We start from the raw sequence: 24,207 nt of genomic DNA, 5'->3' as shown, positions 1-24,207 counted from the left end.
GTACGGGATTCGTCGACCACTCAGCCTACGCGGTCGGACCGCCGGGCCGCGCCCGACGGTGCCGCGACCCGCCCGGGCCGCGGCACCGCCCGCGCGTCCCGGCTCAGGCGGACGCCAGCGCGCCGGACTCGACGTCGGCGTCGGCCGACTCCTCGGGGTCGACGTCGGAGCCGGCGTCGGGGCCGGCGTTGGACTCCCCGCGGGGCTCGCCCGCGAGCGCCGCGCCGGTGTCCGCGAGCGTCCACGGGTCGTCGAGCACAGGTCCGTCGGGCGCAGGCCCGTCGAGCGGCGCGTCGCCGAACGTGGTGCCATCGTGCGCCGTGGAGCCCGGTCCGCCGGACGACAGGTCCCCCCGGCCCGTCGCGCCCTCGCCACCGCCCGTCCCGGACGCGGCGACGACGGCCGTGTCGCCCCGGCGCGCGCCGTCGTCCTCGCGCCGGTGGACCGTGCGGGCGAACCGCGCCTCGCCGAGCGTGAGGTCGGGGCCGAGCGCGGTGGCCTCGACGACGAGGCTGGTGCGCGGTCCGTCGGGACCGTCCCACTCGTCGAGCGAGAGCCGCCCCGTGACGACCACGGGATCGCCCTTGTGCAGGGACAGCGCGACGTTCCGCGCGACGTGCTTCCACGCCTTCACCGTGAACCACAGCGTGCGGCCGTCGACCCACTCGCCGCGCTCGCGGTCGAGGTAGCGACGCGTCTGGGCGATGCGGAAGCTCGTGAAGTCGTTGCCGGACTGCGACCGGAACAGCGTGGGCGTGGTCGCGACGAAGCCGGACAGCGTGACCGTGACGTCACCGGGCATGGTTCCTCCTGAGGTCGGCGGCCGGGCTGGTCCCGGCCACCGCCTCAGGGTGCTGTCGGAGCGGCGGCGCCGTCCGTCGTCGTGCCCTCGCCTGTGGACGGGCCCGCGACATCCGGGACTGTGGGTAGCCGTAGCGCCCCGGTGAGCGGCGCCGCGGGCGCCTTGTCCCGCGCGGACTGCGCCAGCTCGCGCACCTGGCGGTGGGTGTCGAGGAGCGCCTGGGTCGGCTTGCCCATGGCGTCCTGCACGACCCGCTCGATCGCTCCCCGGCCGGACGCGAGCACCTGCTGCTCGCGCCGTCGCGCGAGCGTGCGGCGCACCTGGAGCGCGACGAGGAACGCGACCACCGCGCCGAGCACGGCGACCGCCGCGACGATCGCGCACACGGTCACGAGCGTCCGCCCGAGGTCGAGCACGCGCAGCGAGCCGAGCACGGCGAGCACGCCCGCCACGACCCCGACCGCGAGCGCGACCCACGCCCCGCGCCGCGTCGGGCGCGAGGACGACGGCCCGCGCGTGTCGAGGGGGATCTTCGCGAGCGCGGACCGCGTCGCCTCCGCGACCTTGCCGGACGGCGCGACCGCGTCGTCGAGCGCCTTCTGCCACCCCGGGCGCAGGGACCGCCCGGCGCGCGCGAGCCAGCGCGAGCGCGAGAGCGCGACGGCGTCGGGCTGCGGGGGTGAGAACTCGGGTCGGCCGTAGCCGTTGCGCACCGCCGCGCCGACCTGCCCGGCGACGGCGGCGAGGCCCGTCGCGTCGGCGAGCGCGTCGACCTCCTCCTCGACGGCCGTGCTCATGGTCCACGGCACGTCGCCCGGGAGCTGCTCCAGCAGGAGCGCGCCCGCCCGGTCGAGCTCGCCCGCGACGCGGCTCGCGGCGACGCTGCGCCGTGCGACGGCCTGCTCCAGCAGCGAGCGCAGCTCGTCCAGCCCCTCGCCCGTGCGTGCGGAGACGGTCGTGACGTAGACGCCGTCGAGCCCGTCCTCCTCGAGCAGCCGCCCCATGTCCTCGACGAGCGCGGCACGCCGCGCCTCGGGGACGGTGTCGATCTGGTTGAGCGCGACGACCATCGACCCCTCGAGCCCCGCCGACTTCTGCAGGTAGCCCGAGTGCAGCGCGTCGTCGGCGTACTTCTGCGGGTCCACGACCCACACGAGCAGGTCGACGAGCGGGAGCACCCGGTCGACGACGTCGCGGTGCGCGGGCTCGATCGAGTCGTGGTCCGGCAGGTCGAGCAGGACGAGGCCGCCGAGCGCCGCCTCGTCCTCGGCGTCGAGCTCGCCGTCGCGCGTGATGCGGCGCTCCGGGTCCACGTCGAGCCAGTCGAGCAGGGCCGTCGCCGCGCCGCTCCACGAGCACGCCGTGACGCGCGCCGTCGTCGGGCGCTTCACGCCGACGTCCGCGAAGTCGAGCCGGGACACGCGGTTGAACAGGCTCGACTTGCCCGACCCGGTGCCGCCCGCGAGCGCGACGACCGTGTGGTCGACGCCGAGCGCGAGGCGCTCGCGCACGCCCCCGATCGCGTCGCGCACCTGGGCCGCGACCGCGGGGTCGAGGCGGTCCCCCGCGAGGTCCACCGCGCGCGCGAGGTCGTCGACCCGGGCACGCAGCTGGGCGTCGTGGGACGTCACATGAGCCTCCTCAGCTCGGCGAGTCGTAGGCGCAGCCCGACGGCGGCGTCCGCGGCGAGCGCGGGGTCGGCGAGCGCGGTGAGGACGGGCTCGGCCTCACGCTCGACCATGGTCGCGGCCCGGTCGGCGAGGTCCTCGCGCAGCGCTGAGAGCGCGTCGTCACCGGTGTCGGCGAGGACGGTCCGCACGAGGCCGGCCGCGTCGTCGCTGCCCGCGGCGCCCGCGAGCAGCAGGGCGGCCAGGCCGGTCTCGCCGAACGCCTTCGCCGCCGCGCGGGCGGGCTCGCTCGCCGTCGGCGCGGCGAGCTCGGCCACGACGTGCTCCGCGCGCTTGGCCCACTGGAGCACCTGGGTCGTGGCCGAGGCCTCGCGCCGCGCCGCGGCGTCCTCCTCGGTCGGCAGGACGTCGGCGGCTCCCGGCAGCGGGCGGTCCCCGTCGAGCGCGGCACGCAGCGCCTCGTGGGCGAGGACGCCGTTCGCCGCGAGCGTGCGGTGCGCGGCGTCGCGCGTCTCGTCGAGGAGCGGGGCGAGCACGAGGTCGCGTGCGCGCCCACGGCGCTTGGACGACCGGACCACGCCGCCGCGGACCTTGACGCGGTCCACGCGCTCCGCGCCCGTCACCTGGGCCCACCGGGCCTCGAGCGACCCGTGTGCGACCGCGCCGTCCAGCGCTGCGTGTCGCGCGGCGTCGCGCACGGGCGGGACCGCCTTCTCCACCGCCGAGCGCAGGTCGGCCGCGGCCTCGACCTGCTGCTCCACCGCGTCCGAGACGCCCGTGACCCACGCGGGCAGCGCGCCGAGAGCCCCCTTGAGCGTGCGCACGATGACCGCGCGCGACCGGTCCGGTCCCGCGAGCATCGTCAGCCAGCGCGCGACCGGCGCCACGACCGCGCGGTCGAGCAGCCCCTCGTGCGGGCCGACGTCGGGCACGACGAACAGGGGGGTCCCGTCCATGCCGTGGTCGCGCAGGCGCTGCAGCAGGTCGCCGCGGATCGTCGTGAGGGTCTCGCGCGGGACGCGGTTGAGCACCATCGCGACGCTCGCGCCGCGCTCCTTCGCGCGCGACAGCGCCTGCCACGGCAGCGCGTCGCCGTAGCGCGAGGCGGTCGTGACGAACAGCCACAGGTCCGCCGCCTCGAGCAGCAGGCTCGCGGTGTCCCGGTTCTCGGACAGGAGCGAGTCGAGATCCGGGGCGTCGAGCAGGCCCGTCCCACGCGGGACGCCGTCGTGGTCGACGACGCGCGCGACACGCGTCACCGGGCCCTCGACGATCACGTCCGCGTCGAGCGGGTTGAACGCGAGGACCGGCTCGCGCGTCGTGGGCCGCAGCACGCCCGCCTGCGACACCTCCTCGCCGAGCAGCGAGTTGTACAGCGTCGACTTGCCCGCGCCCGTCGACCCCGCGATCACCACGATCGCCGGCGACGACAGCTCGCGCAGGCGCGGCAGCAGGTGCTCGTCGAGCTGGGTGAGGAGCCGGCGCCGCGAGGCGTCCGACTCCGCCGCGCCGTCGATCGCGAGCGGGAGGCGCACGTCCGCCACGTCGCGGCGCAGGTCGCGCGCGACGTCGTAGACGGTGACACCGAGCTCCTCGGTCGCCTGCGCGGGCCTCCACGAGCCCGGCGACCGGCCGGGCGCGGCGGGGCTCGCGTCGCTCGTGGCGGCGTCTGGGGTTCTCACTGGTTCATAGTGACGGCTGCCGGGGGCCCCGCCAAACGCACGCGCCGCACGACGCGCGACCGCGCCACCTGCACGTCCGCCACCACGGCCTCCACCTCCCGAGCACGCCTCGCGCCCACTACGATGGGCGCGCGCCTCGATAGCTCAATGGATAGAGCAACGGCCTTCTAATCCGTAGGTTGCAGGTTCGAGTCCTGCTCGGGGCACCACTCACGCGTCCGGTTCGACGGTGAAGCCGGCGCGCTCGACGGCGGCGAGGAACTCCGCGAGGTCGGGCGCCTCCCGCAGGAGCGACCCGAGCGTGCCCTCGTGCCGCGCGGCGGTGAACGTCGCCGTCGCGAAGGGGTGCGTGACCGGCGCGGTACCGGGCAGCGGGGGCGGCACGGAGACGCTCACGAGCACTCCCGGCTCGCCCCGCACGACGAGCACGACCTGCCCGTCCCGCAGGACGCGGTACCGCGGGACCGCCCCGTCCGATCTCTCGTCGCGCACGCCCCCACCGTACGGCCCGGCCGTCCGCGCTCAGCCGAACGACGGCGCCGTCGCGTGGTCGATCTCGACCAGGTAGGCGTGCCGCTCCTCCCCGCGCGGATAGGGGCCGCCGGTGTAGAGGACGGAGAGGCGGTCGACGACGGCCCAGCCCGCGTCGCCGTCGAGCACCTCGACGACGCGCCCGCGCAGGGTCGCCATGACGTACGGGTTCCCGGTCTCCGTCACGGACACCGCGACGCGCGGGTCGCGCGCGAGGTTGCGCGCCTTGCGCGAGCCGGGGCCGGTGAGGAACGCGAGGCGGTCCCCCTCCCAGCCGACCCAGAGCGGCACGACGTGCGGGCCGCCGTCGGGCAGGACGGTCGCGAGGTGCGCGACGTGCGGACCGGCGACGAGCGTGCGGGCGACCTCGGGGACATGGGCAGGCCCGGGGACGAAGCCGGCGCTCATACGATCGCCCCGCAGGACAGGTCGACGACGACCCCCGTCGTCGCGCCCGCGGCGTCGGACGCGAGGTAGACCGCCGTGCCGGCGACCTCGGACAGGCGGGGCAGGCGGCCGAGCAGCGTGTCCTTCACGAGCATGGGCAGGTCGTCGTCCGACGCGCCGACGGTCTCGGGCGTGAAGTTGGGCCGCAGCCCGACGACGCGCACGCCGTGGCGGCCGACCTCGCCGGCGAGGCTGCGCACGAGGGTCTCGATCGACGCGCACGCGAGGCTGAACCCGCCCATCTCGTGCCGCGACTCGCGCGCGGCCGTCGACGAGAGCATGACGATCGCCCCGGACCCTTGGGCCACCATGTGCCGGGCCGCGGCCGTCGCGGTGAGGAAGTGGGTCGTCGTCGCGGACACGATCGGCGCCACGAAGTCCTGGAGCGACATGTCGACGAGCGGGACGTTCTGGAGCACGTCGTAGGCGACGGCGTTGAACGACACGTCGAGGCTCCCCGCCTGCTCGACCACCGCGGCCGCGTGCGCGTCGACCGACTCCTTGTCCGTCGCGTCGACGACGGCGGCGTGCGCCTGCCCGCCGGCGGCGCGGATCTCCTCCGCGAGCGCGTCGAGCGTCGCGGCCGTGCGTCCGGCGAGGAAGACGCGCGCGCCCGCGGCGGCGAACGCGCGGCTCACCGCCGACCCCATCGACCCGGCGGCGCCGTAGACCACCGCGTTCTTCCCGGCGAGCTGCATCTGTCTTCCCTTCCCCGACGGCGGCGCGCACGTCGGCGGACGGCGTGCGCAGCGAACTCTCGCACACGGACGACGGCGCGGGCGGGCGGAACTCATCGGCCGCCCGGACGTTGGGTCTGGCATGGGGAGTTCTCACCCTCCCGATCCCCGGAAAGGGTAAAGATCAGGCCACCCGCCGTAGATATACTCGGCCGACCGGCGCAGGCCGGTTCCGCCCGGTTCGCCCGGGTCGAGGGGGAGCTCGCGAGAGCCGCCCCCACCCGCCACCGACGGCGTCCGACGGCACGCACGAGCGAAGGACAGACATGACCGAGGCAGCACCGCTCCAGCCCCCCGCTCCGACGGAGACGCTCACGCTCAGCGCCCCGGAGCCCGTCAAGCCCGTCGCCACCACGCAGGCGCCGTCGCTCGCGCCGCGCGTGGACGAGGCCGCGATCCCGGGACTTCAGTCGAAGGTCTCCTCGTACCTCGACCAGCTCCTCGCGACGGACACGCGCTCGCCCGAGTTCGCGGCGAAGGCCGACGACATCCGCAAGATGGGCGACAAGGACATCCGTGCGGCGTCCGACGTCTCGAACCGCATGCTCGAGATGCCGGTCCGGGAGCTGCGCGAGGGCGGCGTCTCCGAGAGCTCCAAGGTGAGCAAGTCGCTGCTCGAGCTGCGCCGCACGGTCGAGGACCTCGACCCGAGCGAGGCCAGCATGGGCAAGAAGTTCCTGGGCCTCATCCCGTTCGGCGGGAAGCTCCAGGACTACTTCCGCCGCTACGAGAGCTCGCAGAAGCAGCTCAACGCGATCGTCCAGTCGCTCTACAACGGTCAGGACGAGCTCCGCAAGGACAACGCCGCGCTCAACCTCGAGAAGCAGAACCTCTGGGACTCGATGGCGCGCCTCAACCAGTACATCTTCATCGCGGAGCGGCTCGACACCGAGCTCTCGACGAAGATCGCCGAGCTCGAGGCGAGCGACCCGGAGCGCGCCCAGGCGCTGCGCGAGGACGTGCTGTTCTACGTCCGCCAGAAGCACCAGGACCTGCTCACGCAGCTCGCGGTGTCCATCCAGGGCTACCTCGCGATGGACATCATCATGAAGAACAACGTCGAGCTCATCAAGGGCGTCGACCGCGCGACGACGACGACGGTCTCGGCGCTGCGCACGGCCGTCATCGTGGCGCAGGCGCTCGCGAACCAGAAGCTCGTGCTGGACCAGATCACGGCGCTCAACACGACGACGTCGAACATGATCGCCTCGACCTCGAAGATGCTGGCCGACCAGTCGGCGAGCATCCAGCAGCAGGCTGCGAGCGCGACGGTCGGCCTCCCCCAGCTCCAGCAGGCGTTCGCCAACATCTACGCGACGCTCGACTCGATCTCGACGTTCAAGACGCAGGCGCTCGACTCGATGGCGCAGACCATCGGCGTGCTGGAGACCGAGACGACGAAGGCGAACGAGTACCTCGACCGTGCGCGCCGCTCGGACCAGTCGCAGGTCGGCAACGGCTCGCTCGACATCGGGCGTCTGTGACCCCTGGCGAGGTACGCCCCCCGTCCTCCCGCGGCCTGACCGCCGCTCCCCGCACCACAGATCGGACCCCGAGCTAGATGGGCTGGTTCTCCGACGTGATCGGCCGCCTCGGCGGCCGGTCCCCCGCGCCCGAGCCCGCGCTCGAGCTGCCCGCTCCGCCGACGTCGACCGAGATCCTCGCGTCGGTCGAGCGCGTGGAGCAGCAGATCGAGGGGCGGGTACCGCCGGCCGTCACGGCGCGCGTGCACCGCATCACCGGCACGGTCGAGGAGATGGTGCCGCGCCTCGACCGCCTCGGCGGCGGGTCGCAGCAGGCGCACACCGTCGTCGCGACCGCCACGAGCTACCTGCCCGAGGCGGTCGGCGCCTACCTGCGCCTGCCGCGCGACTTCGCCGACCGGCGGGTCGTCGCGCAGGGCAAGACGTCGCTCATGCTGCTGTGCGACCAGCTCGACCTGCTCGGCGTGACGCTCGACAAGATCTCCGACGCGGTCTCGCGCGCCGACGCCGCGGCGCTCGTCGCGCACGGCGCGTTCCTGGCGGAGAAGTTCCGCGACTCGTCGATCGCGCTCGACCCCGGGGCCGGCCAGGGCACGCCCCAGCCGCCGAGCGGCTCGACGTCGGAGCCCGGACGACTGGAGGCACCGTGACCGGCCAGGTGACCCCGAGCCTCGCGGCGGCGCTCGACGCGCTGGACGCCGCGGCGCGCGCCGCGGGCGTGGACGAGGAGGCCGCGCGCGACGAGGGTGCCCGCCTCGCGGCGGCCGTCGCCGAGTCCTCCCCGGGGGCACCCGCCGCGTGGCTCGCCGCGCTCGGGCACGACCCCGCCGCGACGGGCGCGTTCTTCACGGCCGCGTCGAGCGCCCGGCGCTGGCGCACGTCGCCCTCGGACGTCCTCGCCGCGCTCGATGCGGCCCGCTCGAAGCACGCCGCCGCGTACGGGCAGGCGCTCGCCGACGTCGCGCGCGCAGCCGCGCACCTCGGCTCCCCCGGCCCGCACGTGGCCGGGGTCGCCGCGGCCACCGCCGCGGTGCAGCAGTCGGGCGGCGCCCCGGTGCCGGCCCCGGCAGCCTTCCCGGGTGCCGGTCGCGCGCCGTCGGGCCCGACGGCGCTGCCCGCCGCGGGCGGGCCGCTCGCCGCGCGCCCGTCGACCGGCGGGGCGGACCCGTTCGACCTCGGCGACCTGCTCGCCGCGCAGGGCTCGCTCGACGGCCTGCGCCGCCCCGCGCCCGAGGTCCCGTCGGTCGAGTCCATCCTCGACGCGCTCGGTGCGCGCCCGGCCGCGGCACCGTCCGACGCGCCCGCCGCGCCGGGCGGCGCGCCCACGGGCGGCGCCGACGCCACGGCCACGCGGTCCGAGGCGGCGACGACCACCGAGGCCGCGGCCGAGGAGGAGCCTCCGCGGTCGATCGAGGAGCTGCTGGCCGAGCTCGACGCGCTCACCGGGCTCACCCGCGTGAAGGACGAGATCCACCGCCAGACCGAGCTGCTGCGCGTCGAGAAGCTGCGCACGGAGGCCGGCCTGACCCGCCCGACGCTGACGCGCCACCTCGTGTTCCTCGGCAACCCCGGCACGGGCAAGACGACGGTCGCGCGCCTCGTCGCGGGGATCTACCGGGCGCTCGGGCTGCTCGAGAAGGGCCACCTCGTCGAGGTGGACCGCTCCGAGCTCGTCGCGGGCTACCTCGGGCAGACCGCCGTCAAGACGTCCGAGGTCGTCGCGACCGCGCTCGGCGGCGTGCTGTTCGTCGACGAGGCGTACGGGCTCGCGGAGGACCAGTACGGCGCCGAGGCGATCAACACGCTCGTCAAGGACATGGAGGACCACCGCGACGAGCTCGTCGTCATCGTGGCGGGCTACCCCGGGCCGATGGCCGACTTCCTCGCGACGAACCCCGGCCTCGAGTCGCGGTTCTCCACGACCATCACGTTCGAGGACTACGCCGACGCCGAGCTGCGCGACATCTTCGCCGGCATGGCGGCGAGGTCCGACTTCGAGCCCACGCCCGAGGCCCTCGACGTGTTCGCCCGCCTCGCCGCGGCGCAGCCGCGCACCGAGGGCTTCGGCAACGCGCGCTGGGCCCGCAACGTGCTCGACGGCGCGATCGCGCGCCACGCGTGGCGCCTCAAGGACACCGAGGCACCGACGATCGACGAGCTCCGCCTCCTGCTGCCGGTCGACGTCGTCGACGGTGAGGGCGCCCCCGCGCTCCTCGCCACCCTCGACCCGCCCGATCCCGACGACGCCCCGGACGACGCCCCCACCGCGGACGCGCCCACCGACGACGCGCCGTCCCCCGACGTCGCGTCCGACGACGCGCCCGAGACCGCCCCCTCCACCGCCGAGGAGAACGCATGACGACCACCCCGGTCCGCCCTGCGGGCCAGCAGATCGTCCCCGCGGGCGGCCCCGCGCCGGGCGGCGCGCCCGGCCCGGCCGGCGCCCCGGCCGGCGCCCCGAGCGCCGGCGTGTCCCGCGCCCGGGGCGCGCTGCGCCGCACGCCCGGCAAGCTGCGGCTCGTCATGGCGCTGTGCGTGCTCGCCGCCGTCGCGCTCGGCGTGCTCGGCTTCCAGGCGGGCAGCGTCCAGTCCCGGGCGCTCGAGGCCGCGAGCGAGGACACCGCGCAGCTCGTCGGCGTCCAGGAGGTCCGCAACGCGCTCGTCGCCGCGGACGCGACGGCCACCGGCGCGTTCCTGGTCGGCGGCCTGGAGCCGGCGGACCAGCGCGCCCGGTACGACGACCTCGTCGACCAGGCCGCGAGCGGCCTCGCCACGCTCTCCGGGAGCAACGAGGGCGACGCGGAGCTGCTCGGCCAGGTCGCGGCCGACCTCACGGTCTACACCGGGCTCGTCGAGCAGGCGCGCGCGAACAACCGGCAGGGCTTCCCCGTCGGATCGGCGTACCTCGACCAGGCGTCGACGATCCTGCGCGAGCAGATGCTCCCGGCGCTCGACGAGGTCGTGCTCGACGACGCGGACCGCGTCGCCGCCGACTTCTCGGGCGTCCGCAACGCGCTGTGGGTGCTCGCGGGCGGGCTCGTGGCGCTCGCGGTGCTCGTCGTGAGCCAGGTGTGGCTCGCGCGCCGCACGCACCGCGTGCTCAACGTCGGCCTCGCGGTCGCCACCGCCGTCGTGCTCGTCGTCGGCATCGTGTCGACGGTCCTGCTGGCCCAGGCGAGCTCGCGTGCGCAGGACGTGCGCACCGGCCCGTACGCCGCGACGCTCGCCGCGTCCCAGGCCTACTCGCTCGCGAACGACGCGAAGTCGATGGAGGCGTTCACGCTCATCAAGCGCGGGTCCGGGCAGGCGTACGAGGAGGCGTTCGTCACGGCGACCGACGACGCCACGGCGCGGCTCGACACCGCGGCGTCGGAGGGGATCCTCGACGGGTCGACGGCGCAGGCGCTCGACGCGTGGGTGACCCGGCACGCGGACATCCGCGCGCTGGACGACGCGGGCCAGTGGGACGACGCCGTGGCGCTCGCCACGACGACGGACCCCGAGAGCCCCAACGCCGCGTTCGACGCGTTCTCCGCGTCCGCGCGCGACGACATCGAGACGAACGCGGCCGCGACGAGCCAGCGGCTCGACGGCGCGGCGACGACCGCGACCGTCGCGGGCTGGCTCCTGCTGGCCGCGGGCCTGGTCGCCGCCCTGCTCGCGTGGCGCGGCGTGACCGCACGACTGGAGGAGTACCGGTGACCACGACGCTCGCGACCCCCGACCGGTCCGCCCGGAGCCGGCGTGCCGGGGCCTACCGGCGCCGCACCGGCGTCGTCGCCGGCGCGCTCGCCGCGGTGCTCGCGCTCGCCGCGTGCTCGGGGCCGTCCGGCGCGGACGACCTCCGGCTCACGGAGGCGCCGCAGGACGAGTCCGCGGAGGAGGCGCCCGCAGCGCCTGCCGCGCCCGCGGAGTGCGCGGACCCCCTGGCCTCGTACGCGCCCGAGGGCGCTCTGCCCGGTCCCGACGCCCTGCCCGGCGGGAGCACGATGGCCGCGATCCGCGACCGCGGCTCCCTCGTCGTCGGGGTCTCGGCCGACACGCTGCTCATGGGCGCGCGCAACTCGCTGTCGGGCCAGATCGAGGGCTTCGACATCGACGTGCTGCACGAGATCTCGCGCGCGATCTTCGGCGACCCCGACCGGCTCCAGTTCCGCGTCATCACCTCGGGCCAGCGCCTGGAGGTGCTCGAGAACGGCGAGGTCGACCTCGTCGCGCGCGCGTTCACCATCAACTGCGAGCGTTGGGAGTCCATCGCGTTCTCCGCGGAGTACTACCACGCGGGGCAGAAGGTGCTCGTCACGCGCGACTCGACCGCGAACGGGATCGCGGACCTCGAGGGCCAGCGCGTGTGCGCGCCCGAGGGCACCACGACGCTCACGCGCCTCGAGCAGTTCTCCGGCATCGAGCCCGTCCCGGCGACCACGCACACGCAGTGCCTCGTGCTGTTCCAGCAGGGCAAGGTCGACGCGATCACCGGCGACGACACGATCCTCGCGGGCTTCGCGGCCCAGGACCCGTACGCGAAGGTCGTCGGCGAGGCGATCAGCGACGAGCCCTACGGCATCGGCGTCCCCGCGCAGAACGTCGACATGGTGCGGTTCGTCAACGGCGTGCTGGAGCAGATGAAGTCCGACGGGCGCTGGGCCGCGATCTACGGCGAGTGGCTCGGCGGCCTCGGCCCGGCCCCGACCCCGCCGACCGCGGTGTACGGCCGCACGCCGTGACCCGCACGACCGCACCCGAGGCGCCGGGACGGCTCGGCGAGGCGATCCCCGCCGCCGACCTCCTGGCGTACCTCGCCGCGCTCGAGACCTGGCTCGACGAGCGCCGCACGGAGCTCGACCGGCTCGACGCCGCCGCGCAGTCCGCGGCGACGCCCGACGTCTACACGGCCGACCTCGTGCTCGCGCTGTCCCTCTGGCAGGCGATCCGCTCGCGCGCGGACGAGATCCGGCCCGTCTGGGACTCGGGCCGGGCCGACGCCGTCGCGCGCGAGAAGATCTCCCAGCTCGTCTGGGGCCGGCTCGACTCCGGCTCCGGCGCCGCCCTCGTCTCGCTGGTGGAGGCGGTGAAGCTGTGCGACGCGCTCGTCGTGCAGCTGCGCACGCGCCTGTCGTTCGACCCGCACACGGCCGACCAGGTCGCGCGGCTGCGCGGCGTGCGCGCCGAGCTCGTGCGCTGCGAGGACCTCGCCGGCGCGGACGCGGACGCGCGCGGGCGCGTCGAGACCCTGCGCGGACGCCTCGACCACCTCGTCGCGCAGGCCGCGCGCGGGGCCGACGTCTCGGGCCCGCTCGCGGAGCTCGAGACCGAGGTCGCGCGCGCCGAGCGCGACCTCATCGTCGCGTCGGCGCAGCGCCGCGAGCTGCGCCGCGACCGTGCCCGCACCGAGGAGCAGCGCGACGCGCTGGAGGCGCGCGAGCCCGCGCTGCGCGAGCTCGTCGCGCGGTGCCGGCGCGAGATCGCGCACCCGCCACGGCTCGCGGTCCCCGACGTCTCCCGCCTCGGCCCGGTCCCCGACTCCCGCTTCGAGCTCGACGCGTACACGGCGCGCCTGGCGACCGTCGCGCGCGCCGTCGAGACCGTCGAGGACGCCTACACCCGCCCCCTGCGCGCCCGCGCCGAGCTGCGCTACAGCCTGGAGCGGCTGGCCGCGAAGGCCGAGGCCAACGGGCGTTCCGCGTCACCCACCGTGCGCTCCGGCCACGCCGAGGCGCGCGACGCCGTCGAGGCCGTCCCGTGCGACGTGACGCTCGCCCGCTTCCTCGTCGAGCAGTACCAGTTCCTCACCCGCGACCTGCCCACCCCGGAAGGAGCGTCGTCGTGACCACCACCGCGACCGTCCCGTGCTCGGAGCCCGGCTGCCCGGGCAGCATCGAGGACGGCTACTGCAACGTCTGCGGCACGCCTGCGGGCGGCTCCGGCGGCACGCCGACGGGGACCTCGACCGGCACCACCGGCGCGCCGGCGCCGGGCACCGCCGCCGCCGCGTCGCCGTCCGCGATGCTCGGAACCGGGTTCGTCCAGGGCCGCCCCGGGACCGGGGCGACCGCGGGCCCGGACCCCGACGCCGAGCGCTCGACGCGCACGGGCCGCACGAGCTCGAGCCGTCTCGCGACGGCCGCGCTCGGCTCGGCGCGCACCGCCGCGACCGGCTCGAAGGCCACGCGTCGCGTCGGGACGTCGTCGACGCGCCTGCGCGGTCGCGGCCTCGGCGCGGGGCTGACGACCGTCCCGTCCGTCCCCGCGCGCGACCCGCTGCAGTCCGTCATGGCGGTGCCCGAGGTCGCGGAGCGCAAGCGCTACTGCCCCGCGTGCGGCGAGAAGGTCGGCCGCGGCCGCGACGGGCAGCCCGGCCGCACGTCCGGCTTCTGCCCCCACTGCGGCAACCGCTTCGACTTCACGCCCCAGCTCTCCCCGGGCGACCTGGTCGGCGGGCAGTACGAGGTGGTCGGCTGCCTCGCGCACGGCGGCCTCGGTTGGATCTACCTGGCCCGCGACCAGAACGTGTCGGGCCGGTGGGTCGTGCTCAAGGGCCTGCTCAACTCGGGCGACCCGGACGCCTACGCGGCCGCGATCTCCGAGCGGCAGTTCCTCGCGGAGGTCGAGCACCCGCTCATCGTCGAGATCTACAACTTCGCCATGCACGACGGCGCCGGCTACACCGTCATGGAGTACGTCGGCGGCGAGTCGCTCAAGGAGATCCTCCAGGACCGCCGGGACGCCAACAAGGGCGCGATCGACCCGATGCCGGTGGACCAGGCGCTCGCCTACGTGCTCGCGATCCTGCCCGCGTTCGCCTACCTGCACGACCACAACCTGCTGTTCTGCGACTTCAAGCCGGAGAACGTCATCCAGCAGGGCGACGGGGTCAAGCTCATCGACCTCGGCGGCGTGCGGCGCAGCGACGACCTCACGTCGGCGATCTTCGGGACCGTCGGGTACCAGGCGCCCGAGGTCGCCGAGGTCGGCCCGTCGATCGCCTCCGACATCTACACGATCGGCCGCACGCTCGCGACGCTCGTCCTCGACTTCCGCGGCAACACGACGACGTACGTCGCGTCGCTGCCCCCGGTCGCGGACACTCCCGTGTTCCAGCGGTACGACTCGTTCTACCGGCTGCTCGCCAAGGCGTGCGCGCTCGACCCGGCGGACCGCTTCGCGACGGCCGACGAGATGCGCACCCAGCTCCTCGGGGTGCTGCGCGAGGTCGTCGCCGCCGACGCGGGCCCGGGCAGCCCGGCGCTGCACTCGGCGGCGTCGGTGCTGTTCGAGGCCCCGGTCGCCGACGTGGCGGCCCGTCCGCTCGCGTGGGACGAGCTCCCCACGCTGCGCCGCGACGACCACGACCCGATGGCGAGCTGGCTCGCCGGCGTCAACGTCGTCGACCCGGACGCGCGCCTCGCCGCGCTCGCCGACGCGCCCGAGGACACGGTCGAGGTGCACCTCGCGCGCGCCCGCGCGGCGATCGAGGCGGGCCGCTTCGACGTGCTGCGCGGCACGATCGGCACGATCCTGGCCGACGACCCGTGGGAGTGGCGAGCCGCCTGGCTCGGCGGCCTGGGCGAGCTCGCCCAGGGCGACCCGGTCGCCGCGCGCGCGTCGTTCAACGCGGTCTATGGCCAGGTGCCCGGCGAGCTCGCGCCCAAGCTCGCGCTCGCCGCGGCCTGCGAGCTGAGCGCCGAGCCGGACATCGCCGAGTCGCTCTACGTGATCTGCGCACGCACGGACGCCAACTACACGGCGCCCGCCGCGTTCGGCCTCATGCGGATCCGCGAGGCGCGGGGCGACCTCGACGGCGCCCTGCACGCGCTCGACCTCGTCGGGCCGACCCGCGGGTCGTACGTCGAGTCCCGCACCCTGCGCGCGCACCTGCTCGCCGAGTCGGGGCGCGGCCTGCCCGCGCTCGCCGACGCGATGGCGAGCGTCGCCGCGGTGTCGATCGCGCCGCGCGAGCGCGCCGAGCTCTCCGTCGGCGTGCTGCGCTCCGCGCTCGAGACCGTCACGCGGTCCGGGCCCGAGCCGACGACGCGGATCGCGGGGGTCCCCGCCGACGAGCCCGCGCTGCGCGACGCGCTCGAGGGTGCGTACCGCGAGCTCGCGGCGCTCTCGGACTCGCGCGACGAGCGCATCACGCTCGTCGACCGCGCCAACGAGGTGCGGCGGTGGACGGTCCGATGAGCGACGCCCCCACCCCCTCACCCGTGCCTGACCAGGCCGTCCCGGACCAGGCGCTCCCGGCGTCGGCCGGGGTGCTCGCGTGCCCCGCGTGCGGCGAACCCTCGCCCGAGGGGGCGCGGTTCTGCGAGGCGTGCGGCACGCCGCTCGCCCCGCTCCCCCCGGCCGGCGACGCGACGGACGGCGCGGCGGTCGATCCCGTGGCGGCTCGGCTCACGCCGGCGGACGGCCCGGCCGCACCCACGGACGGCTCGCACCCGGACCCGGTGAGCGGCGGGACGGCTCCGGGCGACGGCGCGACCGACCCCGGTACCCGGCCGTGCGTGCGGTGCGGGGGCCGCGTCGCCGAGGACGGGTACTGCACCGAGTGCGGCGAGCCGGCCGCGTCCGAGCGGGACCACTGGGCCGAGCGGCCCGCGACGTGGGTCGCCGGCGTGTGCGACCGCGGCGTGCGGCACTCCCGCAACGAGGACGCGATGGCGCTCGCCGCGAGCCCGTCCGCGGCCGCGGACCGCGCGTTCGCCGCGCTCGTCGTGTGCGACGGGGTCTCCTCCGCACCCGACTCCGACGTCGCGAGCCTCGCGGCCGCGCGGGCGGCGCGCGACCTGCTCGCCGCGGGCGCCCCGGAGGGCACCTCCCCCGTCGTCGGCGAGCCGACGGCGCGGGTCGCCGCCTGGTCGGCGCTCGTCGCGAACGCGTCGCGGGCCGCGCAGGACGCGATCCTGACGACCGTCGGCGCGATGGCCGACCGGGAGAACCCGCCGTCGTGCACGTTCGTCGCGGCGGTCGTGGACGGCCCGCTCGTCGTCACGGGCTGGGTGGGCGACTCGCGTGCCTACTGGATCCCGGACACGGGCGAGGCGCACCAGCTCAGCGTCGACGACTCCTGGGCGCAGGAGATGATGGCGCAGGGCATCCCCCGTGCCCAGGCCGAGAGCTCGCCGCAGGCCCACGCGATCACGCGCTGGCTCGGCCCCGACGCCCCGGACCCCGTCGCCCGCACCGCCGCGACCTTCCCCGACCGGGACGGCTGGGTGCTGGTGTGCTCAGACGGGCTGTGGAACTACTGCTCCCCCGCCGGCGAGCTCGCGGCGCTGCTCCACTCCACCCAGGAGCGGGTCGGGCACGACCCGCAGACGGTGGCGGGCGCGCTCGTGGACTGGGCGAACGCCCAGGGCGGCCGGGACAACATCACGGCGACGCTCGCGCGGTTCGACCGGTCGTCGGCCCCGGCGTCCCCGGAGCTCGACCCGGACCTCGAGACGACGATCCCCACGACCTGACGGGGGCCGCGCGCCGCGGTGCGACCCCACCCACGCACGACCCGCCCACGACCCGATAGCCTGCACGAACACCCGCACCACCGAAGGAGCCCCCATGGCCGAGTTCGCCGCCGAGGTCTACCAGAACGAGTTCCTGTCCGAGGGCGCCACGGACGTCCACGCGATCGTCACCGTCACGTGCACGGGGGCCGGGAGCGCGGGGAGCGTCGGCGGCGCGGGCGGGGTCGCCGAGATCATCATGGTCGACACGTCAGGGTCGATGTCGGGCCGGAACATGGAGGCCGCGAAGCACGCCGCCCAGGTGGCCGTGGACCAGATCCTCGACGGCACGTGGTTCGCGATCGTCGGCGGCAGCCACGTCGCCAACCGCGTCTTCCCGTACCCGAACGCGCGCATGGCGATGGTCCAGATGGAGCCGGGCGCGCGCGCCGAGGCGAAGCGCGCGATCTCGATGCTCACGCCCGGCGGCGGCACGGCGATGAGCACGTGGCTGCGCCTCGCGGACCAGCTCTTCGCGACGGTCCCGCAGGCGGCGCAGCGGCACGCGATCCTCCTCACGGACGGCAAGAACGAGTCGGAGCCGCGCGCGAACCTCTCCGCCGCCGTCCGCGACGTCACCGGGCACTTCCAGTGCGACGCGCGCGGCGTCGGCTCGCGCTGGCAGGTCGACGAGCTGCGCGAGATCTCGACCGCGCTGCTCGGCTCGGTCGGCCTCATCGCGGACCCGGACGAGATCGCGGCCGACTTCGAGACGCTCATGCAGGCGTCCATGGCCCGCGGGGTGGCCTCGGCCGACCTGCGCGTGTGGGCCCCGCAGGGATCGCAGGTGCTGTTCGTGCGTCAGGTCGCGCCGACCGTCGAGGACCTCACGCACCGCCGTGCCGACGTCAACCCGCTCACCGGCTCCTACCCGACCGGCTCGTGGGGCGACGAGTCGCGCGACTACCACGTCGCCGTGCGCGTCGCCTCGAAGCCGGTCGGCTCCGAACAGCTCGCGGCGCGCGTCCAGCTCGCGGTGAACGGCGAGGTCGTCTCCTCCGGCCTGGTCAAGGCCAAGTGGTCCGACGACGAGTCGCTCACCACGCGCATCAACCCCGAGGTCGCGCACTACACGGGTCAGACCGAGCTCGCCGCGGCGATCCAGGAGGGCCTCGCGGCCAAGGCCTCGGGCGACGAGGCGACGGCGACCGTCAAGCTCGGACGCGCCGTGCAGCTCGCACAGCAGACGGGCAACGAGGAGGCGACGTCGCGGCTGCGCAAGGTCGTCGACATCGACAACGAGGAGCAGGGGACGGTGCGCCTCAAGCGGAACACCTCGACCCTCGACGAGATGGCCCTCGACACCGCCTCGACGAAGACGACCCGGGTCCGCCGGTGAGCGCCGTCGTCTGCCCCAACGGGCACCCGTCGGAGTCGACCGACTACTGCGACGTGTGCGGCGAGCCGATCGGCGCGGCGTCGTCCCCGCCCGCGCCCACGGCGAGCGGGGCGACACCCGCACCCGGCGCGGCCCCGGCGTCCGCCGCCGCGCAGCCGGTCCAGTGCCCGAACTGCGGGTCGCCGGCGCCCGGCGGGGCGCTGTTCTGCGAGAACTGCGGCTACGACTTCACGACGGGCGCGCTGCCCGACCCGGTCGACCCGCCGTCCGCGCTCTCGCTCGACCCGCCGTCGCGCCCGACGCCGCCCGCGCCCGTGACGTCTGCGCCGTCCGTGCCGTCCGCGGCGGGCACGCCCTCGGGGTCCACGCCGCCCCCGCTGCCGACCTCTGCGGCAGCCCCTGCGGCGTCGACCCCGTCGGCGTCGACCCCGCCCCCGCTGCCCGCCCCGGGCCCGGGCACCGCGGGCGAGCCTGCCGGGCCGGGCGAGCCGACGACGTCGGGCACCCACCTCCCGACGCCACCGGTCCCCGGGCCGGACCAGTGGGTCGTGGAGATCTGGATCGACCCCGACTGGTACACGGCGCAGCAGCCCGAGGACCCGATGCCCTCGGCGGGCCTGCCCGGCCTCGTCGTGCTGCGCGAGCGCAGCGTGCTGGTCGGGCGCCCGTCGGTCTCCCGCGGCATCCACCCGCAGGTCGACTGCGGCGCGGACACGGGCGTCTCCCGCCGGCACTGCCAGCTCAGCACGGACGGCCAGCGGTGGTGGGTCGAGGACCTGCAGTCGTCGAACGGGACGTACGTGAGCCCCGCGGGCGAGCCGCTCCCCACCGACCCGATCCCCGCCGGGCAGCGACGCGAGCTGTCCGACGGCGACCGCGTGTACCTCGGCGCGTGGACGCGCCTCGTCGTCCGCAAGGCGCTCCCGGGCGAGGTCTGACCCGCTCCCCCGCACGACCGACGCCCCGCTTGGAGGTTTCCTCCGGGCGGGGCGTCGTCGCGCGTCCCGCGGGTTGTGCGGAACCTCCAACGGGTTGTGCGAACCGGCAACGATCCGCGGACGGCGTGGTCGCGCCGCGCGTCGCCCTGCGGGCGGCGGGGACGGGAGAGTGGGGTCGGCGACAGGAGGTCACCCGCAGGGGGAGCCGGTCGCCGCAGCCCGACCCCGACCGAGGAGCCGCACGTGACCGACGCCCCGCACGACACCGTGACCACGACCCCGACGCCCGCCCGCACCACGAGCGCCGACGCGGGACCCGCCCACCGGAGCGGGTTCGCGCTCGACGCGGGCGACGCCGCGCGCGTCGCGACCTTCGCGGCGCTGATCGCCGCGCTCGGGATGCCCGGTTCGGTGGCGCTGTTCGGGAACGCCGTCCCGATCACCCTCCAGACGCTCGGCGTCATGCTCGCCGGCACGATCCTCGGTGCGTGGCGCGGCGCCCTCGCCGTCGCGACGTTCCTCGCGCTCGCGGCGGCGGGGCTCCCCGTCCTCGCGGGCGGGCGCGGCGGCCTCGGAGCGTTCGTCGGCCCGTCCGCCGGCTACCTGCTCGGCTTCCTCGTCGGGGCGGCGGTCGTGGGCTGGCTCGTCGACCGGCTGCGCCGGGTGACGTTCGTCGGTGTGCTCGTCGCGTGCCTCGTGGGCGGGATCGCGGTCGTGTACGCGTGCGGCGTGCCCGTCCAGTCGGCCGTCACGGGGGTGCCGCTCGCGACGACGGCACAGCTCTCCCTCGCGTTCCTCCCGGGCGACGTCCTCAAGGCGCTGGCCGCCGCGGCGATCACCGTCGGCGTGGTGCGGGCCTACCCGGCCGCGCGCCGGTCGGGCCGGTCCACGGGCCGTCCCGCGGTCGCCGACCGTACCGCCTCCTGACACCTGCGAGAGTGTGCGCGTGCCCGTCGCCCACCAGGTCCTGACGCACGCCGCCGACCCGGCGGTGCGCGACCGTCCCGCCCTGCGCACCCCTGAGCGGTCGCGCACCTACGCCGCGCTCGCCGCGGACGTGCGCGCCGGCGCGACCCACCTCAGCGCGACGGGCACGCGCCCTGGCGACCTCGTCGCCGTGTCCCTGCCCGACCCGCTGGACCAGCTGACCGCGGTGCTCGCCGCCGACCACGCCGGCGCGACACCGCTGGTGTGCGACCCGGCGTGGCCGCGCGCGCACCGCGCGGAGGTGCTGCGCACGCTCGCCCCGCGCACGTTCGTCGAGGTGCCGCTGCCGCGCGGGACCGGTGCCCTCCCCGACCTCGTGCCGGGGCTCGCCCCGCAGGGGGGTGCGAGCCCCGGCACGGGCCACGTGGCCGCCCCGGACGACCTCGCGTGGGCGGGGTTCTCGTCGGGCAGCACGGGCCGGCCGCGCGCCGTCGTGCGCACGCGCGCGTCGTGGGCGGGGTCGTTCGACGACGTCACGCGGCTCCTCGGCCTGAGCCCCGCCGACACCGTCCTCGTCCCGGGGCCGCTCGCGTCCTCGCTCTACTGCTTCGCCGCCGTGCACACGCTCGCGGTCGGCGCGTGCGCGTACCTCACGCGCACCCCGGCGGCCACGACCTCCGCGCTCGCGAGCAGCGACGTCGTGCACCTCGTGCCGCAGGTCCTCGACGACGTGCTCGACGCCGTCGCCGCAGGAGCGCCGTCCCGGCTGCGGCACGCGGTCGTCGGCGGCGCGTCGCTCGCCCCGGAAGCGCGGTCGCGCGCGGCGGCGCTCGGCATCGACGTGCTCGCGTACTACGGCGCCGTCGAGCTGTCCTTCGTCGCCTACGACCCGGACGGGTCGGGGCTGCGCGCGTTCCCCGGCGTCGACCTGGCCGTGCGACCCCTGCCCGCGGCGAGCGTCGGCGAGGTCTGGGTCCGCTCGCCCTGGGTCTCGCGGGGCTACCTCGCGCGCGCCACCGGCCCCCTGCGCCGCGACGGCGCGTGGAGCACCGTCGGCGACCTCGCCGACCCCGTGCCCGAACCCCCGGCTCCGGCCGGTCCCTCGTCGGCGTCCGGCGGGCTCGTGCTGCGCGGCCGCGGGGACGGGGCGATCCTCACCGGCGGGTCGACCGTCGTGCCCGAGGACGTCGAGGTCGTGCTGCGCGCCGTGCCGGGGGTCCGGGACGTCGTCGTGCTCGGGACCGCGCACCGTCGCCTCGGGGCGGTCGTGAGCGCGGTCGTGGAGTGCGACGACCGGCCGGGGCTGCGCGCCCACCTGGAGCGCGTCGCGCGCGCCGCCCTCGCCCCGGCGCAGCGGCCCCGGCGCTGGTACGGCACGCGCGCCCTCCCCCGGACCCCGTCGGGCAAGCCCGCGCGCGGTGCCGTGAGCGAGGCGCTGCGCGGGACCGAGCCCGCTCGGTCGGGCCTGGAGCCGCTGCGATGACCGCGCCCGGGGCGTGGGCGGACGCACCCGTGGTCGTGGCCGCGCGCCGCACGTGGGTCGGGACGGCCGGGCACGGGCACCGGTCGCTGGCCGAGGTCGACCTCGCGGCCGGGGCGCTCGGCGCGACCCTCGACGACGCGCGGTCCCTCGGGTTCGAGGCCGACGTCGCCGACGTCGTGCTGGGGTGCTGCACCGGGCCGGGCGGGAACGTCGCCCGCACCGCGGCGCTCGCCGCGGGCCTCGGCGTCGCCGTCCCCGGCCTCACGGTCGACCGCCAGTGCGGCTCCGGTCTCGCGGCCGTGCTCCTCGCCGCGCAGCAGGTCCGGGCCGGCGAGGCCCGTCTCGTGCTCGCGGGCGGGACGGAGAGCGCGTCGCGCGCCCCGGCCCGCGCCCACCGCACGCCGTGGGGCGACGTGCCGTACGCGCGCGCGGCGTTCGCTCCGACGCCGTGGGCCGACCCGGGCATGGGGGCGGCCGCCGACGCGCTCGCGCGCCGCCGCGGCGTGACCCGCGAGCGCCAGGAGGCGTACGCGGTGCGCAGCCACGCGCGCGCCCTCGCCGCGCACGCGGGCGGGCGGTTCAGCGCCGAGACCGTCCGGGTCGGCGCGCCGGGCCGGGCGCTCGCGCGCGACGAGCGGGCACGGCACCTCGACCCCGCGGTGCTCGTGAGGCTGTCGCCGGCCTTCACACCCGGCGGCACCGTCACGGCCGCGACCGCGAGCCCCGTGAGCGACGGCGCGGCGGCCGTCGCGGTCGTGCCCGAGCGCGTCCGCCGCGGCCTCGGGGTCCCTGGCCTGCGCGTGCTCGCGTCGGCGACGGTCGGCTGCGACCCGGCGCTGCCCGGGTGGGGTCCTGTCCCCGCGGTGCGCGCCGCGCTCGACCGCGCGGGCGCGCGGCTGGACGACGTCGCGGCGGTCGAGGTCGTCGAGGCGTTCGCCGCGCAGGTCCTCGCGGTGACCGACGCGCTCGGCCTCGACCCGCTCGGCGACCCCGACGACGACGCACGGGTCTGCGCCGACGGCGGCGCGCTCGCGCTCGGGCACCCGTGGGGCGCGAGCGGTGCGGTGTCGGTCGTGCGGCTGTTCTCCCGGCTCGTCCGCGCGGGTGCGCCGGCCGGGACGCTCGGCCTCGCGACGGCCGCCGTCGGCGGCGGGCTGGGTGTCGCGACCGTGCTGGAGGTCGTCCGGTGATCGCGCGAGCCCGGGCCCGGCTGCGACGACGAGACGCCGTCGGGGGTGCCCCGACCGCACCGGCGGAGACGCCCACGACCCCCGCGACCGGCGCCCCGGGCACGCCCGACCCGGAGGCCGCCGGGTCCGGCTGCACGCTCCGGCTCGAGGACGTGCACGTGCGCCTCGGCGAGCGGCACGTGCTGCGCGGGGTCGACCTCGAGCTGCGCGAGCGGCGCGTGGGGATCGTCGGGGCCAACGGCTCGGGCAAGAGCACGCTCGCGCGCCTGCTCGACGGGCTCGTCGTGCCCACGTCCGGCCGCGTCCTGGTCGACGGGCTCGACACCCGCCGCGACGGCGCGGCGGTCCGGCGGCGCGTGGGGTTCGTGTTCACCGACCCGGACGCCCAGATCGTCATGCCGACCGTCGCGGAGGACGTCGCGTACTCGCTGCGTCGCCACGCAACGGCCGAGCGCGACGCCCTCGTGCGGGCGGCTCTCGCCCGGCGCGGCCTGGCGGACCACGCGGACCACCCCGCGCACCTCCTCTCGGGCGGGCAGAAGCAGCTCCTCGCGCTCACGTCCGTGCTCGCCGCCGGTCCGCGGCTCGTCGTCGCCGACGAGCCCACGACGCTCCTCGACCTGCGCAACACGCGACGGTTCGCCGCCGAGCTCGCGGCGCTGCCCCAGCAGGTCGTGCTCGTCTCGCACGACCTGTCGCTCATGGACGCGATGGACCGCGTGCTCGTCGTCGAGGGCGGCCGGGTCGTCGCGGACGACGAGCCGGGCCCCGCCGTCGCGCACTACCTGCGCCTCGTCGACGGGGCGTCGTGACCCCGGGCACCTACCGGCCGGGGTCGTCGGTCCTGCACCGCGCCCCGGCCGGGGCCAAGCTCGCGGTGCTGGCGGCGGCGTCGGCCGTCGTGCTCCTCGTGTCGTCGCCGGCGGGGGTCTGCGCGGTGGTCCTCGTCGTCGGCGCGCTCTACGCGGTCGCGGGCGTGGGGTGGCGGGCGGCGTGGGAGCAGGTGCGCCCCCTGCGCCTCGTCGTGCCGGTGCTCCTCGCCGTCCAGTGGCTCGCCCTCGGGCCGGTGCCGGCGGTCGTGCTCACGACCCGGCTCGTCGCGCTCGTCGCGCTCGCGGGGCTCGTGCTGCTCACGACCCGGACGTCCGCCGTCCTCGCCGCGATCGAGCGCGGGCTGCGACCGCTGCGCCGCCTCGGCGTCGACGTCGACCGCGCGGCGCTCGTCCTGTCGCTCGCCGTGCGCTGCGTCCCCGTCGTCGCCGCGCTGGCGCAGCGCGTGCGCGACGCGTGCCGCGCCCGGGGCCGCGAGCACGACGTCCGCGCCTACGCCGTCCCGCTCGTCGTCGGCGCCCTGCGCCAGGCCGACGCGCTCGGCGACGCGCTGCGCGCCCGCGGCCTCGACGACTGACACGTCCACGCGCCGTCGTGCCGAGGTAGAGCCCTGCTCTCGCGAGGTAGCGCCGTGGTCAGGACCGGACCTCTGCCTCGCCATCCCAGGCCTCTCCCTCGCGGAGAG

21 protein-coding genes and 1 tRNA gene are annotated in these 24,207 nt (G+C 76.5%); 16 read left to right on the top strand and 6 right to left on the bottom strand.

What is annotated here, in order from left to right; all coding sequences use genetic code 11:
• Positions 1-103: 103 nt before the first annotated feature.
• From JOE63_RS09540 to JOE63_RS09530, 3 genes are read right to left on the bottom strand one after another with little or no spacing between them, the layout of a single operon-like run.
• Positions 104-802 carry a single-stranded DNA-binding protein gene (locus JOE63_RS09540; protein WP_204540928.1) on the bottom strand — a complete coding sequence of 233 codons (699 nt, stop codon included), beginning with the start codon at positions 800-802 and terminating at the stop codon, positions 104-106.
• Between the two features lie 44 nt (positions 803-846).
• The gene (locus JOE63_RS09535; RefSeq protein ID WP_087471656.1) at positions 847-2,433 is read right to left on the bottom strand and encodes an ABC transporter; all 1,587 of its coding nucleotides are present in this window, start codon (positions 2,431-2,433) and stop codon (positions 847-849) included.
• Entirely contained in the window at positions 2,430-4,112 is a 1,683-nt protein-coding gene (locus JOE63_RS09530; protein ID WP_087471655.1) for a GTPase, read from the bottom strand. Before JOE63_RS09530 ends, JOE63_RS09535 begins: the two co-directional genes overlap by 4 nt.
• Positions 4,113-4,245: 133 nt before the next feature.
• Between JOE63_RS09530 and JOE63_RS09525 the strand changes: the two genes are divergently transcribed.
• A tRNA-Arg gene (locus JOE63_RS09525) sits at positions 4,246-4,321 on the top strand.
• A 1-nt stretch (position 4,322) separates the two neighbouring features.
• Here the strand turns inward: JOE63_RS09525 and JOE63_RS09520 are convergent.
• Genes JOE63_RS09520 through JOE63_RS09510 form a run of 3 tightly spaced genes read right to left on the bottom strand, consistent with a single transcriptional unit; the run spans position 4,323 to position 5,788 of the window.
• Positions 4,323-4,604 carry a hypothetical protein gene (locus JOE63_RS09520; protein ID WP_204540925.1) on the bottom strand — a complete coding sequence of 94 codons (282 nt, stop codon included), beginning with the start codon at positions 4,602-4,604 and terminating at the stop codon, positions 4,323-4,325.
• Positions 4,605-4,634: 30 nt separating this feature from the next.
• Positions 4,635-5,051, bottom strand: a complete 417-nt coding sequence (locus tag JOE63_RS09515) for a PPOX class F420-dependent oxidoreductase (RefSeq protein ID WP_204540922.1) — start codon at positions 5,049-5,051, stop codon at positions 4,635-4,637.
• Positions 5,048-5,788: an SDR family NAD(P)-dependent oxidoreductase gene (locus JOE63_RS09510; RefSeq protein WP_204540919.1), complete on the bottom strand. Its 741-nt coding sequence runs from the start codon at positions 5,786-5,788 to the stop codon at positions 5,048-5,050. The genes JOE63_RS09515 and JOE63_RS09510 overlap by 4 nt, the downstream gene beginning before the upstream one ends.
• 305 nt (positions 5,789-6,093) lie before the next feature.
• On the opposite strand from JOE63_RS09510, the gene JOE63_RS09505 reads away from it, so the two are divergent.
• The 15 genes from JOE63_RS09505 (at position 6,094) to JOE63_RS09435 (ending at position 24,099) form a co-directional block, all read left to right on the top strand.
• A complete protein-coding gene (locus JOE63_RS09505; RefSeq protein WP_087471651.1) occupies positions 6,094-7,311 on the top strand; it encodes a toxic anion resistance protein in 1,218 nt (405 codons plus the stop codon).
• 77 nt (positions 7,312-7,388) lie between these two features.
• Positions 7,389-7,961, top strand: a complete 573-nt coding sequence (locus JOE63_RS09500; RefSeq protein ID WP_239576675.1) for a hypothetical protein — start codon at positions 7,389-7,391, stop codon at positions 7,959-7,961.
• Positions 7,958-9,670, top strand: a complete 1,713-nt coding sequence (locus tag JOE63_RS09495; RefSeq protein ID WP_307840016.1) for an AAA family ATPase — start codon at positions 7,958-7,960, stop codon at positions 9,668-9,670. The genes JOE63_RS09500 and JOE63_RS09495 overlap by 4 nt, the downstream gene beginning before the upstream one ends.
• Complete coding sequence (locus JOE63_RS09490) at positions 9,667-11,013, top strand: hypothetical protein (RefSeq protein ID WP_204540916.1); 1,347 nt, start codon at positions 9,667-9,669, stop codon at positions 11,011-11,013. Before JOE63_RS09495 ends, JOE63_RS09490 begins: the two co-directional genes overlap by 4 nt.
• Positions 11,010-12,038, top strand: a complete 1,029-nt coding sequence (locus JOE63_RS09485) for a glutamate ABC transporter substrate-binding protein (RefSeq protein ID WP_204540913.1) — start codon at positions 11,010-11,012, stop codon at positions 12,036-12,038. The genes JOE63_RS09490 and JOE63_RS09485 overlap by 4 nt, the downstream gene beginning before the upstream one ends.
• A complete protein-coding gene (locus tag JOE63_RS09480) occupies positions 12,035-13,141 on the top strand; it encodes a hypothetical protein (protein WP_204540910.1) in 1,107 nt (368 codons plus the stop codon). Before JOE63_RS09485 ends, JOE63_RS09480 begins: the two co-directional genes overlap by 4 nt.
• Entirely contained in the window at positions 13,138-15,495 is a 2,358-nt protein-coding gene (locus JOE63_RS09475; protein WP_204540907.1) for a serine/threonine-protein kinase, read from the top strand. Before JOE63_RS09480 ends, JOE63_RS09475 begins: the two co-directional genes overlap by 4 nt.
• Positions 15,492-16,775, top strand: a complete 1,284-nt coding sequence (locus tag JOE63_RS09470) for a PP2C family serine/threonine-protein phosphatase (protein ID WP_204540904.1) — start codon at positions 15,492-15,494, stop codon at positions 16,773-16,775. Before JOE63_RS09475 ends, JOE63_RS09470 begins: the two co-directional genes overlap by 4 nt.
• Positions 16,776-16,869: 94 nt before the next feature.
• Positions 16,870-18,153 (top strand): VWA domain-containing protein, encoded by a 1,284-nt coding sequence (locus JOE63_RS09465; protein WP_087471648.1) that lies wholly within the window; start codon positions 16,870-16,872, stop codon positions 18,151-18,153.
• Positions 18,150-19,091 carry an FHA domain-containing protein gene (locus JOE63_RS09460; protein ID WP_204540901.1) on the top strand — a complete coding sequence of 314 codons (942 nt, stop codon included), beginning with the start codon at positions 18,150-18,152 and terminating at the stop codon, positions 19,089-19,091. Before JOE63_RS09465 ends, JOE63_RS09460 begins: the two co-directional genes overlap by 4 nt.
• A gap of 243 nt (positions 19,092-19,334) precedes the next feature.
• The gene (locus JOE63_RS09455) at positions 19,335-20,018 is read left to right on the top strand and encodes a biotin transporter BioY (protein WP_374059015.1); all 684 of its coding nucleotides are present in this window, start codon (positions 19,335-19,337) and stop codon (positions 20,016-20,018) included.
• A gap of 19 nt (positions 20,019-20,037) precedes the next feature.
• Positions 20,038-21,501 carry a class I adenylate-forming enzyme family protein gene (locus JOE63_RS09450; protein WP_204540898.1) on the top strand — a complete coding sequence of 488 codons (1,464 nt, stop codon included), beginning with the start codon at positions 20,038-20,040 and terminating at the stop codon, positions 21,499-21,501.
• Entirely contained in the window at positions 21,498-22,691 is a 1,194-nt protein-coding gene (locus JOE63_RS09445) for a thiolase family protein (protein ID WP_204540895.1), read from the top strand. Before JOE63_RS09450 ends, JOE63_RS09445 begins: the two co-directional genes overlap by 4 nt.
• Before the next feature lie 152 nt (positions 22,692-22,843).
• Entirely contained in the window at positions 22,844-23,503 is a 660-nt protein-coding gene (locus tag JOE63_RS09440; protein ID WP_204543602.1) for an energy-coupling factor ABC transporter ATP-binding protein, read from the top strand.
• Positions 23,500-24,099: an energy-coupling factor transporter transmembrane component T family protein gene (locus JOE63_RS09435; RefSeq protein WP_204540892.1), complete on the top strand. Its 600-nt coding sequence runs from the start codon at positions 23,500-23,502 to the stop codon at positions 24,097-24,099. The genes JOE63_RS09440 and JOE63_RS09435 overlap by 4 nt, the downstream gene beginning before the upstream one ends.
• Positions 24,100-24,207: the final 108 nt, after the last annotated feature.

It is taken from the genome of Cellulosimicrobium cellulans (assembly GCF_016907755.1).
GTDB classification, from domain to species: Bacteria; Actinomycetota; Actinomycetes; order Actinomycetales; family Cellulomonadaceae; genus Cellulosimicrobium; species Cellulosimicrobium cellulans_D.
This window is presented reverse-complemented; position numbering and strand designations above follow the sequence as displayed.

Bases quoted from the DNA above. Each gene is read 5' to 3' on its own strand.
- JOE63_RS09540 (WP_204540928.1), bottom strand. From the start codon at position 802: ATGCCCGGTGACGTCACGGTCACGCTGTCCGGCTTCGTCGCGACCACG.
- JOE63_RS09515 (WP_204540922.1), bottom strand. From the start codon at position 5,051: ATGAGCGCCGGCTTCGTCCCCGGGCCTGCCCATGTCCCCGAGGTCGCC.
- JOE63_RS09510 (WP_204540919.1), bottom strand. From the start codon at position 5,788: ATGCAGCTCGCCGGGAAGAACGCGGTGGTCTACGGCGCCGCCGGGTCG.
- JOE63_RS09505 (WP_087471651.1), top strand. From the start codon at position 6,094: ATGACCGAGGCAGCACCGCTCCAGCCCCCCGCTCCGACGGAGACGCTC.
- JOE63_RS09500 (WP_239576675.1), top strand. From the start codon at position 7,389: ATGGGCTGGTTCTCCGACGTGATCGGCCGCCTCGGCGGCCGGTCCCCC.
- JOE63_RS09490 (WP_204540916.1), top strand. From the start codon at position 9,667: ATGACGACCACCCCGGTCCGCCCTGCGGGCCAGCAGATCGTCCCCGCG.
- JOE63_RS09470 (WP_204540904.1), top strand. From the start codon at position 15,492: ATGAGCGACGCCCCCACCCCCTCACCCGTGCCTGACCAGGCCGTCCCG.
- JOE63_RS09465 (WP_087471648.1), top strand. From the start codon at position 16,870: ATGGCCGAGTTCGCCGCCGAGGTCTACCAGAACGAGTTCCTGTCCGAG.
- JOE63_RS09445 (WP_204540895.1), top strand. From the start codon at position 21,498: ATGACCGCGCCCGGGGCGTGGGCGGACGCACCCGTGGTCGTGGCCGCG.